The sequence below is a fragment of the Streptomyces sp. NPDC090022 genome (assembly GCF_044748145.1).
Lineage (GTDB): Bacteria > Actinomycetota > Actinomycetes > Streptomycetales > Streptomycetaceae > Streptomyces.
Genome location: NZ_JBIVFN010000036.1, coordinates 23,464 through 50,432 on the forward strand (window position 1 = coordinate 23,464; position 26,969 = coordinate 50,432).

General features: G+C 73.9%; 23 protein-coding genes. 10 read left to right on the top strand and 13 right to left on the bottom strand.

Annotation, left to right across the window (positions count from 1 at the left end):
- Nucleotides 1-8 precede the first annotated feature (8 nt).
- Nucleotides 9-2,204, bottom strand: a complete 2,196-nt coding sequence (locus ACIPXB_RS34940; RefSeq protein ID WP_401456657.1) for an MMPL family transporter — start codon at nt 2,202-2,204, stop codon at nt 9-11.
- Between the two features lie 331 nt (nt 2,205-2,535).
- Here ACIPXB_RS34940 and ACIPXB_RS34945 point away from each other — a divergent pair, with 331 nt between their 5' ends.
- The 4 genes from ACIPXB_RS34945 (at nt 2,536) to ACIPXB_RS34960 (ending at nt 8,619) form a co-directional block, all read left to right on the top strand.
- Entirely contained in the window at nt 2,536-3,627 is a 1,092-nt protein-coding gene (locus ACIPXB_RS34945; RefSeq protein WP_401456659.1) for a polyprenyl synthetase family protein, read from the top strand.
- A gap of 19 nt (nt 3,628-3,646) precedes the next feature.
- Entirely contained in the window at nt 3,647-5,194 is a 1,548-nt protein-coding gene (locus ACIPXB_RS34950) for an acyl-CoA carboxylase subunit beta (protein WP_401456661.1), read from the top strand.
- A 12-nt stretch (nt 5,195-5,206) separates the two neighbouring features.
- Entirely contained in the window at nt 5,207-5,497 is a 291-nt protein-coding gene (locus ACIPXB_RS34955; RefSeq protein WP_401456662.1) for an acyl-CoA carboxylase epsilon subunit, read from the top strand.
- 125 nt (nt 5,498-5,622) lie between these two features.
- Nucleotides 5,623-8,619, top strand: coding sequence for a BTAD domain-containing putative transcriptional regulator (locus ACIPXB_RS34960; RefSeq protein WP_401456664.1), 2,997 nt, complete (start codon nt 5,623-5,625; stop codon nt 8,617-8,619).
- A gap of 24 nt (nt 8,620-8,643) precedes the next feature.
- On the opposite strand, the gene ACIPXB_RS34965 is transcribed toward ACIPXB_RS34960, so the two are convergent.
- Nucleotides 8,644-8,949 carry a hypothetical protein gene (locus tag ACIPXB_RS34965; protein WP_401456665.1) on the bottom strand — a complete coding sequence of 102 codons (306 nt, stop codon included), beginning with the start codon at nt 8,947-8,949 and terminating at the stop codon, nt 8,644-8,646.
- 206 nt (nt 8,950-9,155) lie between these two features.
- Here ACIPXB_RS34965 and ACIPXB_RS34970 point away from each other — a divergent pair, with 206 nt between their 5' ends.
- Entirely contained in the window at nt 9,156-11,744 is a 2,589-nt protein-coding gene (locus tag ACIPXB_RS34970) for a BTAD domain-containing putative transcriptional regulator (RefSeq protein ID WP_401456666.1), read from the top strand.
- 139 nt (nt 11,745-11,883) lie between these two features.
- Here ACIPXB_RS34970 and ACIPXB_RS34975 read toward each other — a convergent pair whose 3' ends face one another.
- A complete protein-coding gene (locus ACIPXB_RS34975; RefSeq protein WP_401456668.1) occupies nt 11,884-12,111 on the bottom strand; it encodes a DUF6269 family protein in 228 nt (75 codons plus the stop codon).
- Nucleotides 12,112-12,259: 148 nt separating this feature from the next.
- Here ACIPXB_RS34975 and ACIPXB_RS34980 point away from each other — a divergent pair, with 148 nt between their 5' ends.
- On the top strand, nt 12,260-13,870 hold the full coding sequence (locus ACIPXB_RS34980) for a tryptophan 7-halogenase (RefSeq protein WP_401456671.1): 1,611 nt from the start codon (nt 12,260-12,262) through the stop codon (nt 13,868-13,870).
- A gap of 45 nt (nt 13,871-13,915) precedes the next feature.
- Here the strand turns inward: ACIPXB_RS34980 and ACIPXB_RS34985 are convergent, their stop codons facing one another.
- The gene (locus tag ACIPXB_RS34985) at nt 13,916-14,662 is read right to left on the bottom strand and encodes a MerR family transcriptional regulator (protein WP_401456673.1); all 747 of its coding nucleotides are present in this window, start codon (nt 14,660-14,662) and stop codon (nt 13,916-13,918) included.
- Nucleotides 14,663-14,791: 129 nt separating this feature from the next.
- Between ACIPXB_RS34985 and ACIPXB_RS34990 the strand changes: the two genes are divergently transcribed.
- Nucleotides 14,792-15,997, top strand: a complete 1,206-nt coding sequence (locus tag ACIPXB_RS34990; RefSeq protein ID WP_401456674.1) for a serine hydrolase domain-containing protein — start codon at nt 14,792-14,794, stop codon at nt 15,995-15,997.
- Nucleotides 15,998-16,003: 6 nt separating this feature from the next.
- Here the strand turns inward: ACIPXB_RS34990 and ACIPXB_RS34995 are convergent, their stop codons facing one another.
- Entirely contained in the window at nt 16,004-16,876 is an 873-nt protein-coding gene (locus ACIPXB_RS34995; RefSeq protein WP_401456676.1) for a LysR family transcriptional regulator, read from the bottom strand.
- 70 nt (nt 16,877-16,946) lie between these two features.
- Here ACIPXB_RS34995 and ACIPXB_RS35000 point away from each other — a divergent pair, with 70 nt between their 5' ends.
- Nucleotides 16,947-17,978: an EamA family transporter gene (locus tag ACIPXB_RS35000; RefSeq protein ID WP_401456678.1), complete on the top strand. Its 1,032-nt coding sequence runs from the start codon at nt 16,947-16,949 to the stop codon at nt 17,976-17,978.
- A gap of 39 nt (nt 17,979-18,017) precedes the next feature.
- Here the strand turns inward: ACIPXB_RS35000 and ACIPXB_RS35005 are convergent, their stop codons facing one another.
- A complete protein-coding gene (locus ACIPXB_RS35005) occupies nt 18,018-18,392 on the bottom strand; it encodes a hypothetical protein (RefSeq protein WP_401456679.1) in 375 nt (124 codons plus the stop codon).
- A gap of 193 nt (nt 18,393-18,585) precedes the next feature.
- Between ACIPXB_RS35005 and ACIPXB_RS35010 the strand changes: the two genes are divergently transcribed.
- On the top strand, nt 18,586-19,950 hold the full coding sequence (locus tag ACIPXB_RS35010; RefSeq protein WP_401456680.1) for a serine hydrolase domain-containing protein: 1,365 nt from the start codon (nt 18,586-18,588) through the stop codon (nt 19,948-19,950).
- A gap of 27 nt (nt 19,951-19,977) precedes the next feature.
- Here ACIPXB_RS35010 and ACIPXB_RS35015 read toward each other — a convergent pair whose 3' ends face one another.
- A complete protein-coding gene (locus ACIPXB_RS35015; RefSeq protein WP_401456681.1) occupies nt 19,978-21,021 on the bottom strand; it encodes a helix-turn-helix domain-containing protein in 1,044 nt (347 codons plus the stop codon).
- A 33-nt stretch (nt 21,022-21,054) separates the two neighbouring features.
- Between ACIPXB_RS35015 and ACIPXB_RS35020 the strand changes: the two genes are divergently transcribed.
- On the top strand, nt 21,055-21,249 hold the full coding sequence (locus ACIPXB_RS35020; RefSeq protein ID WP_401456683.1) for a hypothetical protein: 195 nt from the start codon (nt 21,055-21,057) through the stop codon (nt 21,247-21,249).
- A gap of 183 nt (nt 21,250-21,432) precedes the next feature.
- Here ACIPXB_RS35020 and ACIPXB_RS35025 read toward each other — a convergent pair whose 3' ends face one another.
- From ACIPXB_RS35025 to ACIPXB_RS35050, 6 genes are all read right to left on the bottom strand, one after another.
- The gene (locus tag ACIPXB_RS35025; RefSeq protein ID WP_401456685.1) at nt 21,433-22,302 is read right to left on the bottom strand and encodes an alpha/beta hydrolase; all 870 of its coding nucleotides are present in this window, start codon (nt 22,300-22,302) and stop codon (nt 21,433-21,435) included.
- Nucleotides 22,303-22,402: 100 nt separating this feature from the next.
- Nucleotides 22,403-23,218, bottom strand: coding sequence for an ABC transporter permease (locus ACIPXB_RS35030; protein WP_401456687.1), 816 nt, complete (start codon nt 23,216-23,218; stop codon nt 22,403-22,405).
- Entirely contained in the window at nt 23,215-24,216 is a 1,002-nt protein-coding gene (locus tag ACIPXB_RS35035; protein WP_401456688.1) for an ATP-binding cassette domain-containing protein, read from the bottom strand. The genes ACIPXB_RS35030 and ACIPXB_RS35035 overlap by 4 nt, the downstream gene beginning before the upstream one ends.
- 96 nt (nt 24,217-24,312) lie before the next feature.
- Nucleotides 24,313-25,155, bottom strand: a complete 843-nt coding sequence (locus tag ACIPXB_RS35040) for a DUF4097 family beta strand repeat-containing protein (protein WP_401456689.1) — start codon at nt 25,153-25,155, stop codon at nt 24,313-24,315.
- A gap of 121 nt (nt 25,156-25,276) precedes the next feature.
- Entirely contained in the window at nt 25,277-25,795 is a 519-nt protein-coding gene (locus ACIPXB_RS35045) for a hypothetical protein (RefSeq protein WP_401456690.1), read from the bottom strand.
- Nucleotides 25,796-26,192: 397 nt separating this feature from the next.
- A complete protein-coding gene (locus ACIPXB_RS35050) occupies nt 26,193-26,876 on the bottom strand; it encodes a TetR/AcrR family transcriptional regulator (RefSeq protein WP_401456692.1) in 684 nt (227 codons plus the stop codon).
- Nucleotides 26,877-26,969 lie beyond the last annotated feature (93 nt).

Here is a 26,969-nt window from a genome sequence, read left to right on the forward strand (position 1 = left end):
GGGAACCGTCAGACCAGGCTCCGGTCGTCCGCCCGGGGGCCGTCCCCGGCGGCGGACCCGCCCGTACCCGTACCCGTACCCGGCGCCGCGCCCGCGCCGCCCGGCGCCGCCGGCAGCGTGTCGCGGTGCCCGGGCCACCAGGCCCGGTGGCCGAGCAGGCTGGTCAGGGTCGGTACGAGCAGCAGCGCCATGATGAAGGCGGTGAGCAGGATGCCGAACGCGACGGCGAAGCCCATCTGCTGGAGCATGGAGTTCTTCGCGAGCATCAGGACGCCGAACGTGCCGGCCAGGATGATCGCCGCGGCGGTGATGGTGGGTGCGGACGCGGTGACGGCGCGGCGGACCGCCTCGCGCGGGGCCCGTCCGGCGCCGATCTCCTCCCGGAGCCGGGACACCATGAGGATGTTGTAGTCCGTACCGATGGCCACCACGAACAGGTAGACGATCACGGGCAGGGTGAACAGCAGACCCTGCTCGCCCGCACCCTCCTGGAAGACCCAGACCGTCGCCCCGAGCGTGGCGGCGAATCCGAGGGCCACCGACGCCATCAGGTACAGCGGGGCGACCACACTGCGCAGCAGCAGACCCAGGATCAGCATGATGGCGAGTCCGGCGGCCGGGAAGACCACGGTGTAGTCGCGGCTGACGGCCGTGCTGATGTCGCCGAGCACGGCCGAAGTCCCCCCGACCAGCGCACGGGTGCCCTCCGGCGCGGCCCGGTGGGCGGCGTCGCGCAGCGGCCCGGCGACCAGGTCGAGGGCCTTGTCCTCGGTGGGGCGGTACTCCAGGACCACGCTGTACTGCGCGACGGCGCCGTTCGCACCGGTCCGGGCGGGGGAGACCTGGCCGACGCCCTCGATCTTCAGGGCGGCGCCGAACGCCTCCAGCTGGGCCGGGTCCAGGGCGGTGCCGTCACGCTTCTCCAGGAAGACCGCGGTGGGGTCGGTCTGACCGGCCGCGAAACCGCGCTGGAGATCCTTCATCGCCGTCACGGACTCGAGGTCCTGCGGCAGGGAACTGTCGGTGTCGAACTTCGGCTGGAAGCCGAGCGCTCCGACGGCGAGCACCGCGAGCACCGCGGCCGTGACCCCCGCCACGATGCCCGGACGCTTGGCCGCGACCGAGCCGATCGAGCCGGCCAGGGCGTTGCGGGGCTCCTTGCGCCACGCCTTCGACGGCCAGAACGCCTTCGTACCGAGCAGCGAGAACACCGCGGGAACCAGGGTCAGTCCGGCCACCAGCGCCACCGCCACCGAGATCGCGAGCGAGGGCCCCATCGCCCGCAGCATGCCCATCGTGGACAGCAGCAGGGCCAGGAACGCGACCACGACCGCGGCGGCGGCCGAGGTGATGGTCTCGCCCACCAGCGCGACGGCGCTGATCATGGCCTGCTTGGGGTCCTGGCCGCCGCGCAGCTGCTCGCGGTAGCGGAAGAGCAGGAAGAGGATGTAGTCGGTGCCGACGCCGAAGAGGACCACGATCAGGATCGCCGAGATGGAGGCGTCCGCCTTCAGCCCGCCGAGCTCCGCGGCGGTCGAGATCAGCCCGGTGGCCACCATGAACGCCAGACTGATGACGACGACGGGCAGGATGGCGATCAGCGGGCTGCGGAAGATGACCAGCAGCAGGACCACGATCAGGACCAGCGTCGCCGACATGATCATCGCATCGGTGTCGCCGGAGGCCTCCTTGGCGTCCACCGCGCTCGCCGCCGCACCCGTGAGACCCACGGTCAGGTCCGTGCCGGCGAGCAGCGAACGGGCCTCCTCGCGCAGCTTCTCGACCGACTCCCCGAGCTCCGGGTCGTAGGGATCCTTCACCGAGGCGAGGACCTGCGCGAGTGCTATCTCGCCGTTGGCGGAGACGGCCTCCGGACTGCTCGTCACGGCCTTGATCTTCGGCAGGCCCTTGTCCTGCAGACCGGCCGCGGCCTTGGCCACCGCCGCCTTGTCGGCCTCGGTCAGCGCCTTCCGGTCCGTCCGCTGGAAGACGGCGACGGCCGCCGGCTGCTCGTTCTGGGGGAATGCGCGTTCCTGCGCCCGGGCCGCCTGGACGGACTCGTAGTGGGAGGGGAGGAATTCGGCCTGGTCGCTCGTGGACTTCAGCTGCGGGGCGAGTGCGGCGAGTGCCACCGCCGCGACGAGCCAGGCCGAGATGGTCACCCAGGGCCGGAGGACGGCGAAGCGTCCGATCCGTCCGAACATGAGACTCCTTCACAAGCGTTTCGGGGCAGGGAAATGACTCGCGGATCCTAGCCACGGAAGAGAAATGCGCGGCCGGTGGTGTCCGGTTGCTGTCAATTCCGCCGGAACGTCGGATCGTTTTCCCGAGGCCGGCGGCGCGGATGTGCTGCGGGATCGGAATTCCCGCAGTCGAACGGGGTGGCAGGAAGCTGCCAAAGCTCTGGTCGGAGGAGTGCCCGCGCCGTAGTGGCACCTTCCTGACAGCCCTGTTGTAGGGGCCCACTGCCTCCCACGACGCTGTCGAATGCATATACGTGAAATCACTGTTCGCTTTTTTGTCGCGGAGGGGCACATGGGTGCTGGACACGAGTACGCGGCCGGGACGGCAGCACCCTCCGGCCTTCCCGCGGCCCGGCTCCTCGGCCGGCTCGCCCTGGACGATCCCGAGTTCGAGATCCGGATGCGCGAAGCCCTCGAACGGGCCGAGAAATGGCTCCAGGCCTGCTCGCACGACGCCCTGGACCCCCGGGTCGGCGCCCTCACCGGCCATCTCGCCGCGGCCGGCGGCAAGCGCCTGCGGCCCCTGCTGGTGCTGCTCGGTGCCGAGTTCGGCGACCCCTGGGCCGACGGCGTCACCCAGGCCGCCGCCATCGCCGAGCTCGTCCACATCGCCTCGCTCTACCACGACGACGTGATGGACGGCGCCGCCACCCGGCACGGCGTCCCCAGCGCCCACGCCCGCTTCGGCGAGCGCGCGGCCGTCCTCGGCGGCGACTGGCTGCTCGTGCGCGCCGCCCAGCTCGCCGCCGACCTCGGACCCGCCGCCGTCCACCTCAACGCGCAGGCCGCGGGCCGCCTGGTCGCCGGGCAGCTGCGCGAACTGGCCGGCCCCGGGCCCGACGAGGACCCCGTCACCCACTACTTCCACGTGGCCGCCGGCAAGACCGCGGCCCTGCTCGCGATGTCGCTGGGCATCGGCGCCGTCCAGGCCGGCGCGCCCGCGCCCGCGATCGCCGCGCTCACCGAGTACGGCGACCAGCTCGGCATCGCCTTCCAGATAGCCGACGACCTCCTCGACCTGCGCGCGCCCGCCGAACTCACCGGCAAGGAGCGGGGCAAGGACCTGCTGGCCGGCGTGGCCAGCCTGCCCGTCCTGCTCGCCCGCGAGGGCGCCGGGCCGGACGGCTCCACCGCTTCGGACAGCTCGGGTGTCGAGGGGGCCGACGCCGAACTGCGCGCCCTCCTCGCCGCCGGCCCGGTCCCGCCCGCCGACCTGCCGCGCGCCCTGGACCTCTTCGAGCGGTCGGGCGCGCTCGCCGAGACCGAGGCCGTGATGCACCGCCGCCTCGACCGCGCCCGCACGGCCCTGTGCGTGCTGCCCGACCTCCCGGCCCGCCGCGCCCTGCTCGCCCTCTGCGACTACGTCGCCCTCCGCACCAGCTGAACCCCAAGGAGCCGCACGCATGACCATGGCCGAACGGGTCGCCGAACTCGTCCGCATCCGCCAGGACGTCCTCGACGGCGTGCCCGCCGCGACCGACGCCCAGCACGCCAAGGGCAAGCTGACCGCCCGCGAGCGCATCGCCCTGCTGCTGGACGAGGGCTCCTTCCAGGAGGTCGAGCAGCTGCGCCGGCACCGGGCGACCGGCTTCGGCCTGGAGGCGAAGAAGCCCTACACGGACGGTGTGATCACCGGCTGGGGCACGGTCGAGGGGCGGACCGTCTTCGTGTACGCGCACGACTTCCGGATCTTCGGCGGTGCGCTGGGCGAGGCCCACGCGACGAAGATCCACAAGATCATGGACATGGCCATCGCGGCCGGTGCCCCGCTGGTCTCGCTCAACGACGGCGCGGGCGCCCGGATCCAGGAGGGCGTCTCGGCGCTCGCCGGCTACGGCGGCATCTTCCAGCGCAACACCCGCGCCTCGGGGGTCATCCCGCAGATCTCGGTGATGCTGGGTCCGTGCGCGGGCGGGGCGGCGTACTCCCCGGCGCTGACGGACTTCGTGTTCATGGTGCGGGACACCTCGCAGATGTTCATCACCGGCCCGGACGTGGTGCGGGCGGTGACCGGCGAGGAGATCACCCAGAACGGGCTCGGCGGCGCCGACGTGCACGCCGCGACCTCCGGCGTCGCGCACTTCGCGTACGACGACGAGGAGACCTGCATCGCCGAGGTCCGCTACCTGCTGTCGATGCTCCCCGCCAACAACCGGGCCACCCCGCCCGCCGCGCCCTGCGACGACCCGGTGGACCGCCGCACCGAGCGGCTGCTGGACCTGGTCCCGCTCGACGGCAGCCGCCCGTACGACATGCGCGAGGTCATCGAGGAGGTCGTCGACGACGGCGAGCACATGGAGGTCCACGAACGCTGGGCGACCAGCGTCATCACCACCCTCGCCCGGCTCGGCGGCCAGGTCGTCGGGATCGTCGCCAGCCAGCCCCGGGCCCTCGCCGGTGTGCTCGACATCCACTCCTCCGAGAAGGCCGCCCGCTTCGTCCAGATGTGCGACGCGTTCTCGATCCCGCTGGTCACCCTGGTCGACGTACCCGGCTTCCTGCCGGGCGTGGACCAGGAGCACGGCGGCATCATCCGGCACGGCGCCAAGCTGCTCTACGCCTACTGCAACGCCACCGTGCCGCGGATCTCCCTGATCCTGCGCAAGGCCTACGGCGGCGCGTACATCGTCATGGACTCCCAGTCCATCGGCGCGGACCTCACGTACGCCTGGCCCGCCAACGAGATCGCCGTGATGGGCGCCGAGGGCGCGGCCAACGTGGTCTTCCGCCGGCAGATCGCACAGGCCGAGGACCCCGAGGCCACGCGCGAGCAGCTGGTCAAGGAGTACAGGGCCGAGCTGATGCACCCCTACTACGCGGCCGAGCGCGGCCTCGTCGACGACGTCATCGACCCCGCCGACACGCGAGCCACCCTCATCACCGCACTCGCCATGCTCCGTACGAAGCACGCCGCGACACCGACCCGCAAGCACGGCAACCCCCCGATGTGAGGAGTGCCCGCCATGCCCGCCCCGACCACCGCACCCGCCCCGACCACCGCCCCCGGCCCCGCCCCGACCACCGCCCCCGGCCCCGCCTCCGCCTCCGCGCTCGACGGGCCGCTGGGGCCCACCCTGTTCAAGATCATCAAGGGTCGGCCGACCCCGGAGGAACTGGCCGCCGTCGCCGCTCTCCTCAGCGCCCTCAGCGCCGCTGCTCCCACCCCCGCCACCCCCGCCCCAGCGGTCGCACCCGCCGCCCGGTGGGAGCGGAGTGACCTCCTCCCCCCGGCCTCCTGGGCGACCCGCCCCTGATCAGCCGCCCGCGTGGCAGTTTCCTGCCGCCCTCGTTGCGGCCCGCGAAACGCGGCCTGTAACTCAGAGTGAAGGCGCGAACCGGTCGTTCGGGTACGACCGCGGCCGGAGCGAGGGAGGGCAGCGTGCTACAGCTGGTGTTCCGGATCCTGGGGCCGCTGGACATCAGCGCCGACGGACGGCCGGTCGCCCTCCAGGGCGCCCGCCAGCGCACCATCATGTCCATGCTGCTCCTGGCCCCCGGCCGGGTGGTCTCCGTCGACACCCTCGCCGACGCCGTCTGGAACGGCAGCCCGCCCGCCACCGCCCGCAACCAGATCGCCATCTGCGTCTCCGCGCTCCGCAAGATCCTCAAGACCGACGCCGGCATCGACGACCTCCTCGTCACCAGCCACCCCGGCTACCTCCTCCACCCCGGCGAACACCGCATCGACGCCGTCGAGTTCGAGGAACGCGCCGCCGAGGGCCGCGAGGCCGCCCGCCGCGGCCGTACCGAGGAGGCCCGCGCCCACTTCGAGGACGCCCTCGCCATGTGGCGCGGCCCGGCCCTGGCCGGCGTCACCGCCGAACGCGTCGAAGCCGAGGCCGAGCGCCTGACCGAGCTCCGCCTCGACGTGTACGAGCAGCTCACGGCGCTGCGCATGGAGCTGGGCCAGCACCGCGAACTCATCGGCGAGCTCTCCGCCTTCGTCCGCGCCCACCCGCTGCGCGAGGCCGCCCTGGCCCAGCTGATGCTCGCCCACTACCGCTCCGGGCGCCGCGCCGAAGCCCTGGAGGCCTACCGGGACGGCGCCCGCCTCCTCGCCGACGAACTGGGCATCGACCCCGGGCCCGCCGTCCAGCAGCTCCACGAGGACATCCTCGCCGACGCGCCCCAGCTGACCCCGCCCGCCGGCACCGGCGGGCCGGCCGTGGCCGCCCCGGCCACCGCGGTCCCCGCCCACCTGCCCCCGGCCCCCGCCTCCTTCACCGGACGCCACGGCGAACTGGCCGCCCTCGACCGGCTGCTGGACAGCGTCGGCGGCCCCTCTCTGCCCATCGGCTCGATCACCGGCACCGGCGGCGTCGGCAAGTCCGCGCTCGCCGTCCACTGGTCCCACCAGGTCGCCGCCCGCTTCCCCGACGGCCAGCTCTTCGCCGACCTGCGCGGCTACGACGAGGAGGAGGAACCGCGCCGCCCCGCCGCCGTCCTGGACCGCTTCCTGCGCGCCCTCGGCGTCCCCGGCCCGCAGATCCCCGCCGACCAGGTCGAACGCACCGCCCTCTTCCGCAGCGTCCTGGACGGCCGCCGGATGCTGATCGTCCTGGACAACGCCCGCTCCTACCAGCAGATCCGGCCGCTGCTGCCCGGCAGCTCCACCAGCTGCGTGCTCGTCACCAGCCGCGACAGCCTCAGCAGCAGCCTCGCCGGCGACTACGCCTTCGTACCCCTGCACCTGGGCTCCCTGGGCCAGGACGAGTCCGTCACCCTGCTCGCCCGGGTGGCGGGCGACGACCGGCTCGCCGCCGACCCCGTCGGCGCCGCCCGGCTGAGCGAGCTCTGCGACCGCCTGCCGCTCGCCCTGCGCATCGCCGCCGCCCGGCTCGCCGCCAAACCGCACTGGACCGTCCGTACCCTCGTCTCCCGCCTGGAGGACCAGCACCGGCGGCTCGACGAACTCAGCCTCGACGCCCGCGGCGTACGCGCCGGCCTGCGCCTGAGCTACCGGGACCTGCCCGCCGACACCGCCCGCATGTTCCGCCTGCTGGGCTCCCTCAACGTCCCCGAGTTCTCCGCCTGGGCGGGCGCCGCCCTCCTCGGCATCGACCCCGTCGACGCCGAGGACCTCATCGAGCAGCTCGTCGACGCCCAGCTCCTGGAACCCCTCAGCGCCAGCGCCGGCCACGTCCGCTACCGCTTCCAGGACCTCCTGCGCCTCTTCGCCCGCGAGTGCGGGCTTGCCGAGGACGGCGAGGAGGAACTGCGGGGCGCGCTGCGCCGCGCGTGCGGCGTGTGGCTGGCGCTGGCGAAGGAGGCCCACCGGCGGGTCTACGGCGGCGACTACACGGTGGTGCCCGGTGCCGCCCCGCTGGGGGACCTGCCCTCCCACCTCGTGGAGTGCCTGGTCGAGGACCCCATGGAGTGGCTGGAGGCGGAGCGCCCGGCGATCACGGGCCTGGTCCAGCAGGCCGCGCGCGACGACGAGTCCGGCTACGCGTGGGACCTGACGATGACGAGCGTCACGCTCTTCCAGAACCGCAACTACCTGGAGGACTGGCGGGAGTGCGCGGAGGCGGCCCTGTCGGCCACCCGCCGCACCGGCGACCGCCTGGGTGAGGCGGCGATGTTGCAGTCCCTGGGCACGCTGGAGATCATCCAGTACGAGCACACCCGTGCGTACGAGCGGCTCCGCCTGGCCCTGCGCCTGTTCGAGGAGCAGGGCCAGGAGGCCGGCAGGGCCCTGGTCCTGCGCAACCTGGCGCTGTGCGAACGCCATCGCGGGGACCTGGAAGGGGCCGTGGACACCGGACGCCGGTCGCTGGAGATCTTCCGGGCGATCGGGGACCAGTACGCCGAGGCCCATGTGCTGGGCCTGCTGGCGCAGATCGAACTGGAGCGGGGCGACGCGCAGGCCAGCCTGGTGCTGTCGGCGGAGGCGGTGGCCCGCAGCAGAGGACTGGGCACGGTGCGCGGCGAGGCGCAGAGCACGGTACGGCTCGCGGAGGCCCTGATCCACCGGGGTGAGGGGGAGCGGGCCGAGGAGGCCTGCCGCCGGGCCCTGGAACTGGTGCTCGGCAGCGGCGACCGGCGGGGCGAGACACACGTCCTGCGCGCACTGGGCGAGGCGCTGTGGTGCCAGGGGAAGTTCGAGGAGGCGGAGCCGGTACTGCGCAGTGCGCTGCTGGCCGCGGAGCAGGTGCCGGACGTCTATCTCCAGGCACGGGCGGCCGTCGTACTCGGCTGCGTGCGGGCGCTGCGTGCGGACCGCGGCGGCGCGGCGGGCACGTTCAGGCAGGCGGCTGACCTCTTCACCGAGGTCGGCGCGGGAAGCTGGCGGAGGCGGGTCGACGCCCTTCTGGTGGCGCTCGCGGAAGACGGACCGGCCGACTCGGGGCGGCTCTTCGCGCTCGTACAACCCTGACGGCGGCCCCCTCGGCGGCGCGGCTCAGGTCCACGGGTCGTCCTTCGACGCACCGGCCGGAGCGGCGGTCCACGGGTCGTCCTTCGACGCACCGGCGGGGGCCGACGTCCACGGGTCGTCCTTGAGCACGGCCCCGGCCCGCACCGACGTCCACGGGTCGTCCTTGGCGACGGCGGCGGCCGCGCGGTCCCCCCATGGCGTCATCCCCTGCTCCACCGCGACCGCACCCATCGCCGCGACGAGTACGGCCACCGTCGCCGCGAGCCGGCCCGCCGGGACGACCGTGGCGGTGTGGGCGGTCCTGCGGGCGGTGTGGATCATGCGGTTCATGGTGTCCTCCGTGCGGCCGGTGCCCGCCGTGGGCCGGTGCCCTGCGGTACGCCACGAACGCTACGGAGCCGGCGTTTTCACGCGCTTTCAAAGCGCTTTCGCCCACGCGAAATCGAACTGGAAGCGATGAAAAACCGCAGGTCAATACCGTTTTCGGGAGCGGCCCGCGAGCAGCAGCGGGCCATTGCCAACGGCGGGGGACCCCCATGGACTTCAAGCTCCTCGGACCCGTGGCGGCCGAACGCGACGGCCGCCCGGTCGCCCTGGACGGCTCCAAGCAGCGCACCGCGCTGGCCGCCCTGCTGCTCGCCGACGGCCAGGTCCTCACCGACGAACGGCTGACCACCCTGCTGTGGGGCTGGGACCCGCCCGCCACCAGCACCAGCCAGCTCTACACGTACGTCTCCCGGCTGCGCACCCGCCTCGGCCCCGGCCACGGCCTGCACCGCCACGGCGCCGGATACCGCATGGACACCTCCGCCGCCACCGTCGACTGGCACGCCTTCCAGCGGCTCACCGCCGACGGCCGCGCCGCCCTGCGCGCCGGCCACCACGCCGACGCCGAGCGCCACTTCGCCCAGGCCCTCGCCCTGTGGCACGGCCCGGCCCTGACCGACGTCACCGAACACCTCGCCGCCGCCGAGGGCCCCCGGCTGGCCGAGGCCCACTTGGCCGCCACCGAGGACCACACCGAGGCCGCCCTCGCCCTCGGCCGCCACGCCGAACTCGTCCCCGCCCTCACCCGGCAGGTCGGCCGCCACCCGGTCCGCGAACGGCTGCGCGCCCAGCTGATGACCGCCCTCTTCCGCTGCGGCCGCCGCGCCGACGCCCTCGCCACGTACGAGGACGCCCGCCGCACCCTCGCGGACGACCTGGGCATCGACCCGGGCCCGGACCTGCGCACCCTGCACCACCACCTCCTGATGGACACCCTCCCGCCCCCACCCGCCGCCCCGCCGACGCCCGGGTCCGGCTTCCCGGCGGCCACCGCCCGGGTTGCCGGCCCTCCCGCTGCCGCTGCCCTGCCCACTGGGGCCGCTACGGCTCCCGGTGCCGGATCCGCCCTCCCGGCTGCCGCCGACCCCGCTGCCGCTGCCCTGCCCATCGGGGCCGCTGCTGCCCCTGGCGCCGGGTGCGCATTCCCGGCCGGCGCCGGCCCGGTTGTCGGTGCTCCGACGGCGGACGGCCTGCCCGCGGGGGCCGCTGCGGCCCCGGGTGCCGGGTCCGCCCTCGGGGCTGCCGTCGGTGCCACGCTCCCGACCGTCAAGGCCGCACTTTTGGCTGCCACCGGTGCGGTTGCGGGTGCTCCGGCTGCTGATGGCGTGCCCACCGGCGTTGCTGCGGCCCCCGGTGCCGGGTGCGCATTCCCGGCTGCCGTCGGTGCGGTTGCGGCTCCCGTTGCGGATGGCGTGCCCGTCGGGGCTGCTGCGGCCCCCGGTGCCGAGGCCGGTCTCCTCGCTGCCGTCGGCGCGGTTGCGGCTCCCGTTGCGGATGGCCTGCACGCCGGGGCCGCTGCGGCTCCGGGTGCCGGGTCCGCCCTCCTGGCTGCCGTCGGTGCGGTTGCGGCTCCCGCTGCGGACGGCCTGCACGCCGGGGTTGCTGCGGCCCGTGGCGCCGGGTCCGCCCTCCCGGCTGGCGCCGGCGCCACGCTCCCCGCCGTCGAGGCCGCTGCCACCGCCCCCGGCGCCGCCGTTCCCGTTCCCCATGCCCGTGGGGCCGGTGCCGGACCCGCCGCCGACGGACCGGCCGCTGTCCCCGCTGCCGCTGCCCCGTTCCCCGCGGCGGTCCCCCGGGGCGCCGCGGGGCCCACCCCCGCCTCGCTCCCCGCGGCCCCCCGGGACTTCACCGGACGCCGCCCCCAGACCCGGGACGTCCTCGACGCGCTCGCCGCCCACCAGGACGTCGCCATCACCGGAGCCCCGGGCACCGGCAAGTCCGCGCTCGCCCTGTGGGCCGCCGAACACGCCCGCGCCGACTTCCCCGACGGCCAGCTCTACGCCGACCTGCGCACCCCCGACGGCGCCCCCCGCACCCCCGGCGATGTCCTCGGCGGGCTTCTCCAGGCCCTCGGCACACCGCCCCACCGCATCCCCGCGGGCCCCGCCGAACGGACCGCCCTCTACCGCACCCTGCTTGCCGGCCGCCGCATGCTGATCGTCCTCGACAACGCCACCGACGACGCCCAGGTACGCCCCCTGCTCCCCGGCGGCGGCCGGGCCCGCACGGTCATCACCGGCGTCCGGCCCGCCCTGGCCGCCCTCGAGGGCACCCGCCTGATCCGGCTGGGCCCGCTGACCCCGGCCGAGGCCACCGGCCTCCTCGCCCGGATCGCCGGCACCCCGCGGCTCGCCGCCGACCCCGAATCGGTCGCCCGCATCGCCGAGTACTGCGACCGCCTCCCGCTGGCCCTGCGCATCGCCGCCGCACGGCTCGCCGACCGCCCCGACCGGCCGCCGGCCCGGCTCGCCGACCGCCTCGCCGCCGAGGACCGGCGGCTGGCCGAACTCCGTATCGGCAGCCTCGACATCACCGCCGCCCTGCGCCCCGCCCTGGACGCCCTCGACAGTCCCGCGGCGGCAGCCCTCGCCGCCCTGGCCACCACCGGTCTTCCCGTCCTGACCCCCGTGGACGCGGCCGCCCTGCTCGACCTCCCGCTCCCCGAGGCCGAGGACACCCTGGACCGCCTCGCCGACGCCCGCCTGCTGGAACCCCTGGCGACCGCGGACGCCTTCCCCCGCTACCGCCTGCTCCCGCTGGTCCGGCTGCTGGCCGCCACCCGCGTCCTCACCGCGTGACCAACCGGCCTTCCCGGCCCACTCGTCACACCTCCCGGCCCGGTCGTCACCCGACCGGGCCGCTCGCGTTGCCCCCGGACCTGCCCCCGGGCCTGCCCCCGGGCCCGGCCCCGGGCCTGGCCCGGGCCCGGCACCGGACTCACCCGCACCCGCCGGCGTGGCCCTCGTCCAGCCCGTACGTGGCGATGTAGCCGTTCTCCGCGGTGCCCCGCGTGGCCAGTTCGTTCAGCGCGTCGACGTAATCCGCGAGGATTTCCGCCCACGGCGTCGCGCCGTCCCGCAGCAGCAATTCCTGATCCATTGCCGCGCCGCGCTCGATCTCGGTCAGAACGTCGAGGGGGTGCTGGACCTGGGGCGTCTCGGACATCGTCATTTCCTCCTGTTGGTTCGGGCCCCTTTCCGGCCCCGCACCAACAGATTCGGCGCACTCCCTCTACACGATGTCCGCGAAATCCAGCGCCCCCCGTACAGGCGCGATACAGACGCCCTATAGGGGAATCCCCGACCCTTCCCCCATGGACGCACCCACCCCCATCACCCGCGTGCTGATCGTCGGCGGAACCCTCACCGCCTGGATCGCCGCCACCCGGCTGGCCTCGGCCTTCCGCGACACGGTCGAGGTCACGGTGCTGGAAACCCCCCACCGCCCGACCGCCCAGGTCACCGCACTCGCCGCGACGGCGCAGCGCGACCTCTTCGACCACCTCGGCATTCCCGAGAACGTATGGATGCGGGCGAGTGCGGCGTCCTTCGACGCGGCCGTCACCTACGACATGACGCCCGCCGCGGACGAAAAGCGGACTGCGCCCCGGCCCCCCGCCTTCATTCTGCGGAACGCGGTGGCACCGGACTGCGAGGGATTCCCCCTCACCCACGTGTGGAATTACCTGTACGCCACCGGACAGACCCGCACACCCGTCGACGGAGCCTGTTTCCGTGAAACCCCGCTCCTCGCCGCCGGGAAATCCCCGCGCTGGCTGGACGGCCGCTCAGCCTTTTCCTACGGGTGGCACGCCGACACCGGAATGCTGACCCATTTCCTGCGCGCGACGGCGGTACGTTCCTGCGGCGTACGCATGCTGACGGGCACCCTCCGGGGCGGCCCCGAGCGCGCCGAGCGCGACGAGCACGGCATGCTGACCGCGCTGCACACCACCCGCGGCACCTTGTACGCCGACCTGTTCCTCGACTGCACGGGCGCCGACCGGCTCCTGATCACCGGGGTCCTCGCCGAACCCTTCACCAGCGACGCCGACCACGTCCCCACCGACACCGCGGTCACCCTCACCCTCCCCCGGGAGGCGGGCGCCCGTACCGTCGAGCCGTACACCACCGTCACCGCCGTCGAGCACGGCTGGACCTGGCGCCGCCCCCTCCTGGACCGCACCGGCGCGGGCCTGGCCTACGCCGCCGCCCGCACCGCCCCCGACGAGGCGGCCCGGACCCTCCTCGCCACCCTCACCCCGCAGCGGCGGGAGCCGGCCCTCACCCACACCCCGTACCGGCCGGGCCACATCCGCCGCCCCTGGGCCGGGAACTGCATCGCCCTCGGCGAGGCCGCCTCCGTCGTCGATCCCCTGGCCGAGGACCACGCCGCCACCCTCGCCCTCCTCGACCGCCTGGTCCGCAACTTCCCGTCGGCGGCCGCCCGCGAGACGCCCGCCGCCCGCTTCAACGAGGCCGCCGCCCACCACCACGACCACGCCGTGGCCCTCACCCAGCTCCGCACCCCGACCACATGGCAACCGCCCCGGACCCCGACCCCCCTGACCCCGACCCCCCTGACCCCCACCCCCCTGACCCTCACTCCCCTGACCCCCACCCCCCTGACCCTCGCCACCCTCGACGCCCACCGCCATGGCCTCGCGCCCACCCCCGACGAACTCCCGCTGCGCACCCTGCTGCTGGCCCTCACGCCCCACACGGCCGCCCCGCCCCCGGCCCTGGCCCACCACCCGCACGCCCTGCGCACGGCCGCGGACCACTTCGCCCGGATCGAACGCCACCAGCGCACCCTCCTGGAGACCCTCCCCCCGGCCCACGCCTACCTCACCCGCCTCCACGCCCCGGCCGCCGCCACCCGGACCCTCCTCGCGGCCTCCCCGCAGTGGGTCCGGGCGTACTGATCACGACCGTTGCCGACGCGGGCGGCGGCTCGCCCGTGGCGGGACTCAGGCGGACGTCGCCCGCGCGCGGCACAGTTCGATCAGCCGCTCCCAGGCCGGCACCGGCCTGCCCGTCTGCGCCGCCATGAGGGTGACCGCGACCAGGGCGTCGAGGGCCAGGACCGGTTCGGCGCCGCCGTCCGCCTCCGGCGCCCGCAGCCCGCCGAAGGCGTTCACCTCGTCCGCGAGCCGCTCCAGACGCGGATCGTCGCGCTCCCAGCCCGCCGCCCGGTCGGCCGTCAGGTACAGCCGCCGGAAGGCGGGGTCCTCGAACAAGGCCTGCTTCCGCAGCGCCCACCCCGGCACCTGGTCGGGGTGCTGGGCCGCCAGCAGGATCCACGTGTCGCGCTCGGTCCGTACGCTCTGCGGGCTGAGCCCCATCTCCCGCAGCCCCTCCAGCAGGACGACGACCTCCTCCGGCAGGAACATCCGGTCCCCGGCGGACAGTTCGGCGATCCTGCCACGGCGCCGCTCCAGCTCCCGGACCTGGCCCACCAACTCCTCGTCGATCGCGGCGACCGACACCGCGAACTCGTCGGCCGGGGCGCGCATCAGCTCCTCGATGCGCGCCAGCGGCACACCGGCGTCCGCCAGGGTCCTGATCCGCACCAGCGCGACGATCGCGTCGGCGCCGTAGCGCCGGTAGCCCGAGACGTCGCGCTCCGGCTCGGGCAGCAGCCCCTTCTGGTGGTAGTGGCGGACGGTCCGCACCGTCACACCGAGATACGTCGCCACCTGGCCGATCGTCAGCACCGCACGTCCTCCCCGCACATCCGTCGGCCGCAGCCGCTTGACCTTGACCCTGCGTCAGGGTCGGACGATCTCCTCACGAACACGGCGACGAGACCGTGCTCGACGGATCACACGGACAAGGACCCCATCATGCTCACCCGACTCCTCCCCGCGGGTACCCGCACCGCCCTCACCGCCGCGGCCGCCGCCCTGACCGCCCTCGCCGTCGCCGCCCCCACCGCGTCCGCGTCCTCCGCGTCCGCCCCCACCGCGTCCGCGTCCTCCGCGTCCGCGACGACGCCCCGCCCCGACCACGCGGCCGCCCAGCGCGTGCTGGACCGGGCCGTGGCCGACGGCGGAGTGCCCGGCATCGTCGCCGAGCTCCGTGACGGCCGCGACCGCTGGACCGGTACGGCGGGAGTGGCGGACACCACGACCGGCCGCGAACGCCACCCGCGGGACCGCTTCCGCATCGGGAGCACCACCAAGACGTTCACGGCCACCGTGCTGCTGCAACTCGTGGCCGAACACCGCCTGACCCTCGACGACCCGGTGCGCACCTGGATCCCCGAGGCGCCCGCGGACGTGACCGTCCGCCAGCTGCTGGGCCACACCAGCGGCATCCCGGACTACGTCACGGACCCGGTCATCGTCTCCCGCAGCGTGGGCCTGCCGTTCCTGGAGCACCGCTTCGACAGCTACCGCCCGCAGGACCTCGTGGCGATCGCCCTCTCCCGCCCGCCCGTCTTCGCGCCGGGCACGCGCTGGGCGTACTCCAACACCAACTACGTCCTCGCCGGAATGATCGTCGAACGGGTGACCGGCGGGCCGCTCGCCGACGCCATCGCCCAGCGCATCACCCGCCCCCTCGGCCTCACGGCGACGTACCTGCCGCGCGGCGACGACCCGCGGATCCACGGCCCCCACGGCCGCCACTACTCGAAGCTGATGCTGACCGCCCCGGACGCGGGCGTCCACGACGTGACCGAACTCAACCCGTCCTGGGGCTGGGCCGCCGGCGGCATCGTCTCCACCACCGGCGACCTCGACCGCTTCTTCGGCGCGCTCCTGGGCGGACGCCTCCTCCCGCCGGCCCAGCAGGAGGAGATGTTCACCATGCTGCCCACCGAGAACTGGATCCCCGGCACCACGTACGGCCTCGGCGTCTCCTCGGTACGGCTCGCGTGCGGTGAGACGGTCTGGGGCATGGGCGGCGCGGTCAACGGCTCCTGGACCTTCACCTACGGCACCCGCGACGGCCGCCGCGTGCTCTCGGTCAACGTCAACGGCGACTGGAACGACCCGATCGCCACCTTCACCGACCTCCTCGGCACCGAGTTCTGCCCGACCGCCTAGCCGCGCCTAGCCGACCGCCTGACCGCCGGCCACCACGGCCCGTGCCAGCGCCACCAGGTCCGGGATCGCCGGGTGCGCCGGCGGACCGGCGCGCCAGGCCAGCACGACCGGCACCGGCGGCGCGTCGGTCAACGGCCGGTAGGCGATCGCCGGGTGCGTGTGCATCCGCGGCGTCGCCGCCGTCGAGATGCCCACCGCCCGGCCCACGGCGATGGCGGTGAGCCACTCGTCCGTATTGGTCACCTCGATCGTCGCCGCCGGGCGCGCGTGCGGCGGCCACAGGTCCAGCGTGGTCGTCCCCGCCACCGTGTTCAGCGCCACCGGCCACGCCGCGATGTCCGCCAGCGTCAGCGACTCCCGGTCCGCGAGTTCGCTGCCGGCGGGCACCACGGCGACCCGATCCTCCTCCAGCAGCCGCACCGTGACGAGCCCCGGTTCCGCCAGCGGCCCGCGCAGCAGCGCCACGTCCACCGCGCCCTGCGCGAGCCCGGCGAGACGGTCGTCGACCCGCCGCAACTGGAGCGGAACGCCGGGATGCCGTTCGTCCCAGCGCCGCAGCAGCGGGATGGTGTGGTCGCCGAGCGCCGCCCACGGATGGCCGAGCCGCAACGGCCACGCCGTCAGCGCGCCCGGGTCGAGCGCCGCGTCGACGGCGGCCACGGCCGCGGCGGCCTTGGCCCGGAACGTCCGGCCCTGCGCCGTCAGCTCCAGGTGGTGCGTGGACCGGTCGACCAGGGTCACGCCCAGATGCGTCTCCAGCTGACGCAGCGTACGGGACACCGCGGGCTGGCCGGTGTGCAGCCGCGCCGCGGCCCGCGTGATCGTGCCCTCGTCGGCGATGGCGAGAAAGGCCCTCAGGTGCCGCAGCTCGATGGTCATGCCTGCCAAGCATAACCAGTGAGCAAAACGGCATTTCACACCGTACGCCCGCATCCCTAACGTCGATCCCATGACACCCCCGCCGCCCGCGACGACACCCCCGCCCCCGCCCGCGCCCCCGGCCCCCGCGCCCACCACCCCCGCGCCCACGGCCCCCGCACCCCCGGAGCCCACGACCCTCCCGGCACCCGACACCCCCCGCCCCACGGCCGGCCGCGTCACCGGCATCACCCTGGTCCTGGCGGGCATGGTCTCGGGACAGTTCGGCTCCGCGCTCGCCGCCCTCCTCCTCCCGCGCGCCGGCGCCCTCGGCGTCGTCGCCCTGCGCGTGACCCTCGCGGCCCTGCTCCTGCTGCTGGTCTGCCGCCCGCGGCTGCGCGGTCACAGCCGTACGGACTGGTCCGTGGCCGTCGCCTTCGGCCTCGCCCTCGGCGGCATGAACCTGCTCTTCTACCAGGCCATCGACCGCATCCCACTGGGCCCGGCCGTCACCCTGGAGGTCCTCGGCCCGCTCCTGCTGTCCGTGGTGATGGCCCGCCGCGCCCTCAGCCTGCTCTGGGCCGCCCTGGCCCTGGCCGGGGTCGGCCTCCTCGGCGGCGTCGGCGGCGGGGCCGTCGGCGGCGGCGACGGCCTCGCCTTCGCCGGACTCGACCCCGCGGGCGTCGGCTTCGCCCTCGCGGCGGGCGCCCTGTGGGCGGCGTACATCGTCCTGGGCGCCCGCTCGGGCGCCCGCTTCCCCGGCCTCGACGGCCTGGCCGTCGCCCTGGCCGTGGCCACGGCCCTGACCCTCCCCCTCGGTATCGGCTCGGCCGGCACCGCCCTGCTGCGGCCGGACGTCCTGTGCCTGGGCCTGGCGATCGCCGTGCTCTCCTCGGGCCTGCCCTACGCCCTGGAACTCCTGGCCCTGCGCCGCCTCCCGCCCGCCACGTTCGCGGTCCTGACCCCTCTGGCCCCGGCCCTCGCCGCCCTGGCGGGCTTCCTGGTCCTGCACCAGACGCTCTCACCCCTCCAGTGCGCGGCGATCGCCCTGGTCGTCGCGGCCACCACGGGCGCGTCCCGCACCGCCCACCGCCCGCCCCGGCACACCGGCCGGCCGTCCTGAGGACGACCGGCCCTCGCGGGCCGCGGCCGGAACGCCCGGTCAGCGGGCCGCGGTGAACACCTCCTCGTCCGCCCCGTCGAGGATGAACCCGTTGTCGAACCGCACGCGCACCGTCACGCGCGGCCCCCGTTCCCGGAAGGCGCGCCACTCGGGTTCCAGGGCGGCGACCTGCTCCTCCAGCTGCTTCCTGCTCCCCGGGGGCATGTCGCGGCCGTAGGCGTCGAGCAGGGACCCCAGCCGCTCGTACTCGCGGACGCCCTCGCTCGCCCGGTGGTGCTCCACCACCCGCTCGACCGTCCCCTCCGTGCCCTCGGCCAGCGACAGGAACCCCATCACCAGCCCCGACACCTCGACCGGATCGGTCAGCCGGGTGTCGGCCGCCAGCTGCACCCGCTGCCCTTCCGTCCACGTCATCGCCACTCCCTCGGCCGTCCTCACCAGTGCGCTCACACGCGTCACGCGTGCTGACACGCGTGCTGACGCGACCGTAACCCGCTCCCCCACCCCCAGCTTCCTGAACTAAGTGCAATATCTCCTTGCACTTAGTTCAATCACCCTCTACGCTCCACTTGTACTTAGTTCAAGGCCAGCCCGAGGAGCCACCACCATGCCGTACGAAGACCTCGCCGCCCATGTCGCCGCCACCGCCCAGCGGTTCGGTATCCCGGGCGTATCCGTCGCCGTCCTGACCGACGGTCAGGAGCACTACGCCTCCCACGGCGTGACCAGCGTCGAGCACCCCCGGCCGGTGGACGAGAACACGCTGTTCCCCATCGCCTCCGCCACCAAGACCATCACCGCCACCGCCCTGGTCCGCCTGGCCGCGGAAGGGAAGGTCGACCTGGACGCGCCGGTGCACCACTACGTCCCCGAGCTCGCCCTCGCCGACGAGACGGCCACGCGGAGCATCACCGTGATGAACCTGCTCAACCACACCGCGGGCCTGGACTGGAACCTCCTCGACACCGACGGGGACGGCTCGCTCGCGAGCTTCGTCGCGAAGATGGACGCACTGGCCCTCGTCGCCGAGCCCGGCACCCGCGCCTCGTACAGCCAGGCCGGCTACAACCTCGCCGGGTACGTCATCGAGAAGGTCACCGGCCTGCCGTACGAGAAGGCCGTGGCCCAGCTGGTCCTCGAACCCGCGGGCCTGTCGCACACCTTCTTCGACCACGACGACGTCATGGTCCGCTCGTTCGCCGTGGGCTACCACAGCGCCGAGGACGGCACCCTGAGCCCCGCGACGCCGTGGAAGGCGTACGCCGCCGGCCAGCGCGGCAACAACCCCGGCGGCGGCGCCGTCTCCACGGCCGCCGACCTGCTGCGCTGGGCCCGGTTCCACCTGGGCACCGGCGACGGCGCCCTGCCCACCGAGGCCCTGCACCGCATGCGCGAGCAGACGGTCGAAGTGCGCGCCAGCTCGCTCGGCGACGGCCTCGGCATCTGCTGGTTCCTGCGCGAGGTCGACGGCGTCCGCACACTCGGGCAGGGCGGATCGGGCAACGGCCAGTTCTCCGAGATCCTCATCGTGCCCGAGCGGAACTTCGCCGTCGTCAGCCTCGCCAACGCCGGCCCGGACGGCTACACCTTCAACCAGTCCGTCGTCCGCTGGGCCCTGGAGCACTACCTCGGCGTCGTCGACCGCGACCCCGAGCCCGTCCCGTACGACGCGGCCCGCGCGCAGGAGGTCAGCGGCCGCTACGAGATCGACGTCATGAACCTCGACATCGCCACGGACGGGGAGCGCCTCACCCTCGCGGTCGGCATCAAGCCGGAGATCCGGGCGGCGTCGGACGTCGAGATGCCGCAGGACTACCCCGCGGCCACCATCGGGTTCCTGCCCGGCGACGGCGACGAGTACATCGTCACCGACGGCGGACTCCAGGGCCAGCTCGGCTTCTTCACCCGTGACGCGCACGGCACCGTCACCGGCGTCGACCTGGCCGGCCGCCTCTTCCCCCGCCGCCCCTGACCGCCGGACCGCCGCGCCGGACCGGGGTCAACCTCCCTCAGGGGCCTGCCGCAGGGCGTGGGGCGTGGTGCCGTACCACCGTTGCACCGCGCGGCGCAGGGCGCGGGCGTCGGCGTAGCCGCTGCGGGCGGCGATCGCGTCGATGCCGAGGTCGGTGGTGCGCAGCAGCCGGGTGACGTGCGCGCGGCGCACGGTCTCGACCTCGTGGCTCCAGGTGGTGGCGTGTTCGTCGAGGCGGCGCTGGAGGGTTCGCGTACTGAGGTTCATGCGCTGCGCCACGGCGGGCAGGGTGGGCGCGGCCCCGTCGTGGACGGACGCCAGGGCCGTACGGAAGAGGTCCAGCCAGTTGTGCAGGGGGATCGCGGCGGCCAGGCTCTGCTCCGCGTGGCTGCGCAGTACGGCCGACAGGCCCGGCTGGGCGCGCGGCGCCGGCGCCCTCAGATCGGCGGCGAGGAAGGTGACGGAGCTGGCGGGGGCCTCGAACGCGATGGCCCGGGTGCCGTACAGCTCCGTGAGGCTGCCCAGCCGCCGGGGCGCCCGGGCCGTCAGGGTGACGCGGACGGGCACGAGGTGACGCTGCGCGGCGTCGCTCAGCCGCCGCTGGTAGATGCCGAGGGCGCCGGCGCGGATGGCGTTGGCCGCCTCGTGGGCGACGTCGGCCCGGTTGTGGTGGGTGACGGTGACCTGCCCGCCGTCCTCCGCGATGTGCAGCGTGTCCGTGGCGGGGTCGACGACGGTGGCGAGGTAGGCCGCGGCGTCCCGGATCCCTTCGAGCGGTGTGCGCGCGGAGGTGATCAGGTAGTCCCAGACCCCCAGCGTGCCGAGGCCCGGCTGCTGGGCCAGCACCAGGGCCAGCTCGCTCCAGTGGGCGTGACCGGTCGTCAGTTCCGCGATGCGGTTGGTCGTGGCCGCCGGGGCCCGGTACCGGTCGTCGTCCAGGTGCTCCGGGGCCACGCCCAGGAGCTGGGCGTACCCGCTCGCCGGGACGCCGAGCATCCGCGCGGCGTTGACGCTCAGACGGGTGAGGGCGGCGGAGTTCGTTCCCCGGTGCGTTTGTGCTTGCGATACCACGGGGGCAGAGCATAGACCAGCGGAAATGACCAGATGATCACCGGACTCGGCGCGGAGTGCCCCGACCATGACGCCAAGAGTCCCCCCGACGACGCCCTCGGCCCCCTGACGACGCACTCGGCCCGCCCGATGACGCACTCGGCCCGCCCGATGGCGCGGATGGTCCTCCGCCTGGCGCGTACGGCCCGGGGCCGGCCGGCCCGCGCGGCCCTAGCGTGGTGCACCTGAGCCGCCGTCCACGGGAAGGCGGCAGGGAGCGAAGCACGTGCGCCGCGGGGGAGCGGTGCGGGCGGACCTCCCGCCGCGGCAGGACGACGAAGCGGCCCGGAACCACATCCCCTGTGGTCCCGGGCCGCACTCTTGTGCCCGCGGCGGACGCTCGGACGAGCAGACGCTCGGACGAGCAGACGCTCAGCCGTCCGTACCCGTACCGCCCAGCCCCGCGAGGTCGGCCAGCACCCGCGCCGCCGGCGCCGGGTCCACCAGCCACTTCAGGTGGCTGCCCCCGAGCGTGCGCACGTCGTACGGGTTCTCCGGCGTCAGCGCGTCGCCCTCCCGGATCAGCCGGTCCTGCAGGGCGAGCGGCAGGCTCGCGTCCTCGGTCAGCCGCACGTACGTCTTCGGGATCCGCCCCCAGGTCGCCGCCTGCGCCCGGTCGTCCGAGGTGCCGGCGTCCAGGTTCTCGTCGGGCTGGAAGGTGTTCAGGAAGGCCAGGAACTCCTCGTCGGTGCCGTCCGCCAGGAACGCCGCCTTGAACGAGGCGAGCACGTCCGGGTCCGCCGTACGGAAATTGACGCGCAGCAGGCCGAGTTCGGCGGGGTCGCCCGCCAGCGCCCCCATCAGGGCAGCGGCGTCGACCGTGGCCATCTCCGGCTCGGCGTAGTAGTCGCCGACCGGGAGGTCCACCGGGCACCACGCCGACACGTACACGATGCGGTCGATCAGATCCGGCCGCGCGTTGGCCGCGGCCGTCGCCGTCACGCCGCCGCGGCTGTGGGAGACGAGGATGACCGGGCCGTTGCGCTTGGCCCGCTCCAGGATCCCGATCAGGTGGGCGGCGTTGTCGGCGAGCGTCACCCCCTTGATCGCACCGGGCGCCGTCGCGAGCTCCGCCGGATCCTGCGGGGTCTGGTAGGCCCGGGTGTACGTCGCCCCGAAGCCGTGCCCCGGCAGGTCGACGGCGACCGAACGGTGCCCCAGGAGGCCGAGCTCGGCCTGCAGCGGCGCCAGCGAGAAGGAGTTCGCGAAGGCTCCGTGGACGAGTACGAACGTCGGTTGCATGTGTCTGCTCACTCCTGGCGCCGGGACGTGTCGATCGCCGTCACCCTACCGATATGAAGATCATCAACCCATTCCGCTGTGCCCGTCGATCGCGCCGCCCCTACTTCGGGTCGCGGTTGAACGTGGCCTTGGACCAGAAGTAGCCGAGCACGGACAGCACCACGCACCAGCCCACCGCGAGCCACCCGTTGTGCCCGATCTCCGTGCCGAGCAGCAGCCCGCGCAGGGTCTCGATGGCCGGGGTGAACGGCTGGTACTCGGCGATCGGCTGGAACCAGCCCGGCATCGCGTCGACCGGGACGAACGCGCTCGAGATGAGCGGCAGGACGATCAGCGGCAGTGCGTTGTTGCTGGCCGCCTCCGCGTTCGGGCTGACCATGCCCATCCCGACCGCGATCCAGGTCAGCGCCAGGGCGACCATCGCCATCAGCCCGAACGCCGCCAGCCACTCCAGGGCCGTGGCGTCCGTGGCCCGGAAGCCGATGGCCACGGCGACGGCACCCACCAGGGCCACACTGGTGACCGCCTGCAGCACGCTGCCGATGACGTGCCCGATGAGCACGGACCCGCGGTGGATCGCCATCGTGCGGAAGCGGGCGATGATGCCCTCGGTCATGTCGTTGGAGACGGACACCGCGGTGCCCACCACGGTGCCGCCGATGGTCATCATCAGGATGCCCGGTACGACGTAGGCGATGTACGCCGAGCGGTCGGCGCCGGCGCCCATGCCCGCGCTCATCACGTCACCGAAGACGTAGACGAAGAGCAGCAGCAGGACGATCGGCGTCAGCAGCAGGTTCAGGGTGAGGGACGGATAGCGCCGCGCGTGCAGGAGGTTGCGGCGCAGCATCGTGGACGAGTCCCGTACGGCGAGGGAGAACCGGGACGGGCGGGCGGTGGCGGCGGGGGCGCTCATCGGACAGCCGTACCTTTCGAGTCGGGGCGGCCGGAGCCGCTGGTGAGGGCGAAGAACACGTCGTCGAGGTCGGGGGTGTGCACGGTCAGCTCGTCCGCCTCGACTCCGGCGGAGTCCAGCCAGTCGAGGATGGAGCGCAGCTCGCGCTGGCTGCCGTCGCTGGGGATCTGCAGCGACAGCGCCTCGTCGTCCCGGGCGGCCTCGCCGAGGCTGAAGGCGGCGTTCTGATAGGCGGCCGGGTCGGAGAAGCGGAGCCGGACGTGCCCGCCGGGGACCAGCCGCTTCAGCTCCTCGGCGCTGCCCTCGGCCGCGATCCTGCCGTCGTCGAGGACGGCGATCCGGTCGGCGAGCTGGTCGGCCTCCTCCAGGTACTGCGTCGTGAGGAAGACGGTGACGCCGCCCGTGACCAGCTCGCGGATGATCTGCCACATGTTGTGGCGGCTGCGCGGGTCCAGGCCGGTGGTCGGCTCGTCGAGGAAGATGATCCGCGGGTTCCCGACCAGCGTCATGGCGATGTCGAGGCGGCGCTTCATGCCGCCGGAGTAGGTGGAGGCCGGCTTCTTCGCGGCCTCCACGAGGTCGAAGCGCTCCAGCAGTTCGGCGGCGGTCCGCCGGCCCTCGCTCTTGGACAGGTGGTGCAGGTCCGCCATGAGGAGCATGTTCTCCTCACCGGTGATCAGCCCGTCGACGGCGGAGAACTGCCCGGTGACCCCGATCTCGCCGCGCACCGCGTCCGCGGCCGTGGCGATGTCGTGGCCCGCGACCTTGGCCTGGCCGCCGTCGGCGGAGATGAGCGTGGACAGGATCTTCACGACGGTGGTCTTGCCGGCGCCGTTCGGTCCCAGCAGCGCGAAGATCGATCCGGCCGGAATCCGCAGGTCGATGCCGTCGAGGACGGTCTTGTCGCCGTACGACTTGCGCAGACCGACGGCGGAGACGGCGTCCTGCGCCGGCCAGCCGTCCGCCCTTTGGGGCATGGGCATGACAGAAGAAGGCATGGGGCTCTCCCGTAAGAAGGGGTGGAGTTGAGGGGGGAGGGGCGAGAGGGGGAGCGGGAGCCGGGCCGCTCTGCGGCCCGGCGGCCCGGCGGACGGTCAGACCCTGGCGCGCCGGATGTCGATGTTGCCGTGCCGGGTACGGGCGAGGATCTTGACGCTGTCCTCGGCACCCTCGGGGGCCCCCGACTCGGTGAGCGCGTTGCGCACCTGTCCGGAGCCGGCGCTGACGTCGAGCCAGGCGGCCGTGCCCGCGCGGACACCGACGTCGATGGCGCCGTACGAGGTCTCCAACTGGACGGTGCCCCGGGCCACGTCGTACACGCGCAGGGTGCCGTGGGCGGTGGTGGCGGTGACCGAGTCCTCGGCGCGCCGGATCTCGATGTCGCCGTGGGCACCGCTCACCCTCAGCTCGCCGGTCACGGCGTCGACGGTCGTGCCGCCGTGCGAGTTCTTCAGGACGGCCGAGCCGGCGACGACACCGACACGCAGGCTGCCGGAGCTGGTGGTGATCTCGGCCGGGCCCTCGACGCGGTCCACGGTGATCGACCCGTGCGAGGCGGTCAGCTTCAGGGGGCCGGTCTCGTCGAGGCGGACGTCACCGGACGAGGTCTTCACCTGGACCTCACCGAGCCGCCCCTCGCCGAGCACCTGGGTCCAGGCGCCGGTCATACCGATGCTGGAGCCCGTGGGCAGGTCGACCGACACGTCCACGACGCCGGTGCGGCCGAACAGGTTGGACTTGGGCGTACGGATCGTCAGCACGCCGTTCACGCAGGTGACCTCGGTCTGGTCGGCCGCCCGTACGTCCAGGTCCTTCTGCGGGTTGCGGGGCCGCACCTCGACGACGGTGTCGAGGCGGTCGTCGGCGGTGAACTGAATGGAACCGGCCTCCACGCGGGCCGTGACCGAGATCGTTCCGGGGGTGTCGAAAGAAGGCATGGCTGTCCCGTCCTCATGAGTCCTGGGGTCGTCCCCGCTGGTGGGACGTGATGTGGGTGACGTGTGTGGTGCGACCCGCGACCCGCGACCTGCGTTGGCGCGGGGGCGGGGCCGGGGGGGGCTAGCGCACCCACCCCGTGAAGCTCGTTCCGACGCTCTGGGCCTTCTCGGCCGTCCGCGGCCGGGCGCCACCGTCGACGGCGGCCGCCACGGCCCGCACCAGCCACGCGTTGACCGACAGGCCCTCGCGGCCGGCGGCCTCCTCGGCGCGCGCCTTCAGGTGGGCGGGCAGTCGCAGGTTGACGCGGGCGGTGCCCCCTTCGTCGCCCTCGGCCGGGACCGGCGCCGGCAACGGTTCGGCGGGCGCGTCCGGCTCCCGGTGGACACCGGCATCGGCGGGCGGCAGGGTCACCACGAAATCGGGGTCGAGCCCGCGCAGTCGTACGTCGACAGAGCCGGGGGCGAGCTCGCGAGTGATCTCGTCCATGGCGGCGGAGAGCACGTTCAGCATGGTCAGCCGGGTCGCCGACTCCAGGGGAGCGGTGAGTCGTTCGGCCAGCTCGCGGGCCGCGTCGCCGCCGGCCTCGGCGGCCACCGCAAGTTCACGGTGGAGGTTTTCGACGTACGGGGTGAGGTCCATGACGTCATCATGGCACCACTATGGCGCCATGTGCAACCCCGGAGCGCACCCGACCTGTCACCGCACTCCGCAGCCGCACCTGACCTGCGAAAACGCAAACCAATCCGCCCGCCTCACGATGGCGCCACCCCCACTCTCACCCCGAGAAAGAGCCACCCTGGCGCCCACTGGCACCCCATGGCGCCACATGACACCACCCGGCGCCACACCCGCCCCCTCCTGTCATCGCCCGGTCCGGGAACCGTCACCGTCGTGCCCCGGTGGCCGTACGACAGAACCCGGCCCCGAGGGGCCCCGTGTCCGCGGTGTCCTCGCCCCGGAACCAGCCGGGCCGGCCCCTCGGCCCGCCCGCCCCGCGCGAAGAACCGGGCGGATTCCCCGGACGGGCCGGCGGCGGTCAGCCGTCCGCCCCCGGCAGGCGGGCCTCCAGGCCGTCCAGGAGGGACTGGAGGCCGAAGTCGAAGGTGTCGTCGGGCGCCTCGGCGTACCCGGCGTCGGTGGCCGCGTCGATCCGGGCCCGCAGCCGCGGGAAGTGCGAGGCGGCCTCGACGGCCTCCTTCATCACGGCCCCGAACACCTCCTCGGGGTCGCCGCCGTCGCGTTCGATCCGGCGGGTGAGCGAGGCGGTGGCCGCGGCGGGCGCGGCATTGCCGAGGACGTACGTGAAGACCGCGGCGACGGCCCGGTCGGCCTGCGGACCGACGAAGCCGGCCTGCTCGTAGACGGCGATGCAGTGATCGTCGTGGCGGGCCTTGCCGACGCCGTGGAAGAGGTGGGTGGCGAAGGCCTGCACCAGCCAGGGGTGGCGGGTGAACATCGCGTACAGGTCGTGCGCCATGGCGGTGGCGGCGGCGCGCCAGCCGTCCGTGTCCGGGTCGGGCAGCCGGACCTCGTCCCAGACCTGGTCCCCGGCGAGCGTCAGCAGGTCGTCCTTGTTCTTGACGTGCCAGTAGACGGCCGTGGCGGCCGAGTTCAGCCGCTTGCCCAGGGCGCGCATGTTGAGGCCTTCCAGGCCTTCGGTGTCGAGCAGCTCGACGGCGGTACGGACGATCTGTTCGCGGGTCAGCGTGTCACGTGGCATGCGCTCACGATAGGTCACCGAGGGCCGACTTGTACAAAGTTCGAGAGACCACTTGCACACCGTTCAAGTCTGGGCCTACAGTTCTCGGTGTCG

Bases quoted from the DNA above. Each gene is read 5' to 3' on its own strand.
- ACIPXB_RS34980 (WP_401456671.1), top strand. From the start codon at position 12,260: ATGGACGCACCCACCCCCATCACCCGCGTGCTGATCGTCGGCGGAACC.
- ACIPXB_RS34940 (WP_401456657.1), bottom strand. From the start codon at position 2,204: ATGTTCGGACGGATCGGACGCTTCGCCGTCCTCCGGCCCTGGGTGACC.
- ACIPXB_RS35030 (WP_401456687.1), bottom strand. From the start codon at position 23,218: ATGAGCGCCCCCGCCGCCACCGCCCGCCCGTCCCGGTTCTCCCTCGCC.
- ACIPXB_RS34970 (WP_401456666.1), top strand. From the start codon at position 9,156: ATGGACTTCAAGCTCCTCGGACCCGTGGCGGCCGAACGCGACGGCCGC.
- ACIPXB_RS34975 (WP_401456668.1), bottom strand. From the start codon at position 12,111: ATGTCCGAGACGCCCCAGGTCCAGCACCCCCTCGACGTTCTGACCGAG.
- ACIPXB_RS34965 (WP_401456665.1), bottom strand. From the start codon at position 8,949: ATGAACCGCATGATCCACACCGCCCGCAGGACCGCCCACACCGCCACG.
- ACIPXB_RS35005 (WP_401456679.1), bottom strand. From the start codon at position 18,392: ATGACGTGGACGGAAGGGCAGCGGGTGCAGCTGGCGGCCGACACCCGG.
- ACIPXB_RS35040 (WP_401456689.1), bottom strand. From the start codon at position 25,155: ATGCCTTCTTTCGACACCCCCGGAACGATCTCGGTCACGGCCCGCGTG.
- ACIPXB_RS35035 (WP_401456688.1), bottom strand. From the start codon at position 24,216: ATGCCTTCTTCTGTCATGCCCATGCCCCAAAGGGCGGACGGCTGGCCG.
- ACIPXB_RS34945 (WP_401456659.1), top strand. From the start codon at position 2,536: ATGGGTGCTGGACACGAGTACGCGGCCGGGACGGCAGCACCCTCCGGC.
- ACIPXB_RS34990 (WP_401456674.1), top strand. From the start codon at position 14,792: ATGCTCACCCGACTCCTCCCCGCGGGTACCCGCACCGCCCTCACCGCC.
- ACIPXB_RS34995 (WP_401456676.1), bottom strand. From the start codon at position 16,876: ATGACCATCGAGCTGCGGCACCTGAGGGCCTTTCTCGCCATCGCCGAC.
- ACIPXB_RS35010 (WP_401456680.1), top strand. From the start codon at position 18,586: ATGCCGTACGAAGACCTCGCCGCCCATGTCGCCGCCACCGCCCAGCGG.
- ACIPXB_RS35025 (WP_401456685.1), bottom strand. From the start codon at position 22,302: ATGCAACCGACGTTCGTACTCGTCCACGGAGCCTTCGCGAACTCCTTC.
- ACIPXB_RS34950 (WP_401456661.1), top strand. From the start codon at position 3,647: ATGACCATGGCCGAACGGGTCGCCGAACTCGTCCGCATCCGCCAGGAC.
- ACIPXB_RS35020 (WP_401456683.1), top strand. From the start codon at position 21,055: ATGATCACCGGACTCGGCGCGGAGTGCCCCGACCATGACGCCAAGAGT.
- ACIPXB_RS35000 (WP_401456678.1), top strand. From the start codon at position 16,947: ATGACACCCCCGCCGCCCGCGACGACACCCCCGCCCCCGCCCGCGCCC.
- ACIPXB_RS35045 (WP_401456690.1), bottom strand. From the start codon at position 25,795: ATGGACCTCACCCCGTACGTCGAAAACCTCCACCGTGAACTTGCGGTG.
- ACIPXB_RS34955 (WP_401456662.1), top strand. From the start codon at position 5,207: ATGCCCGCCCCGACCACCGCACCCGCCCCGACCACCGCCCCCGGCCCC.
- ACIPXB_RS35050 (WP_401456692.1), bottom strand. From the start codon at position 26,876: ATGCCACGTGACACGCTGACCCGCGAACAGATCGTCCGTACCGCCGTC.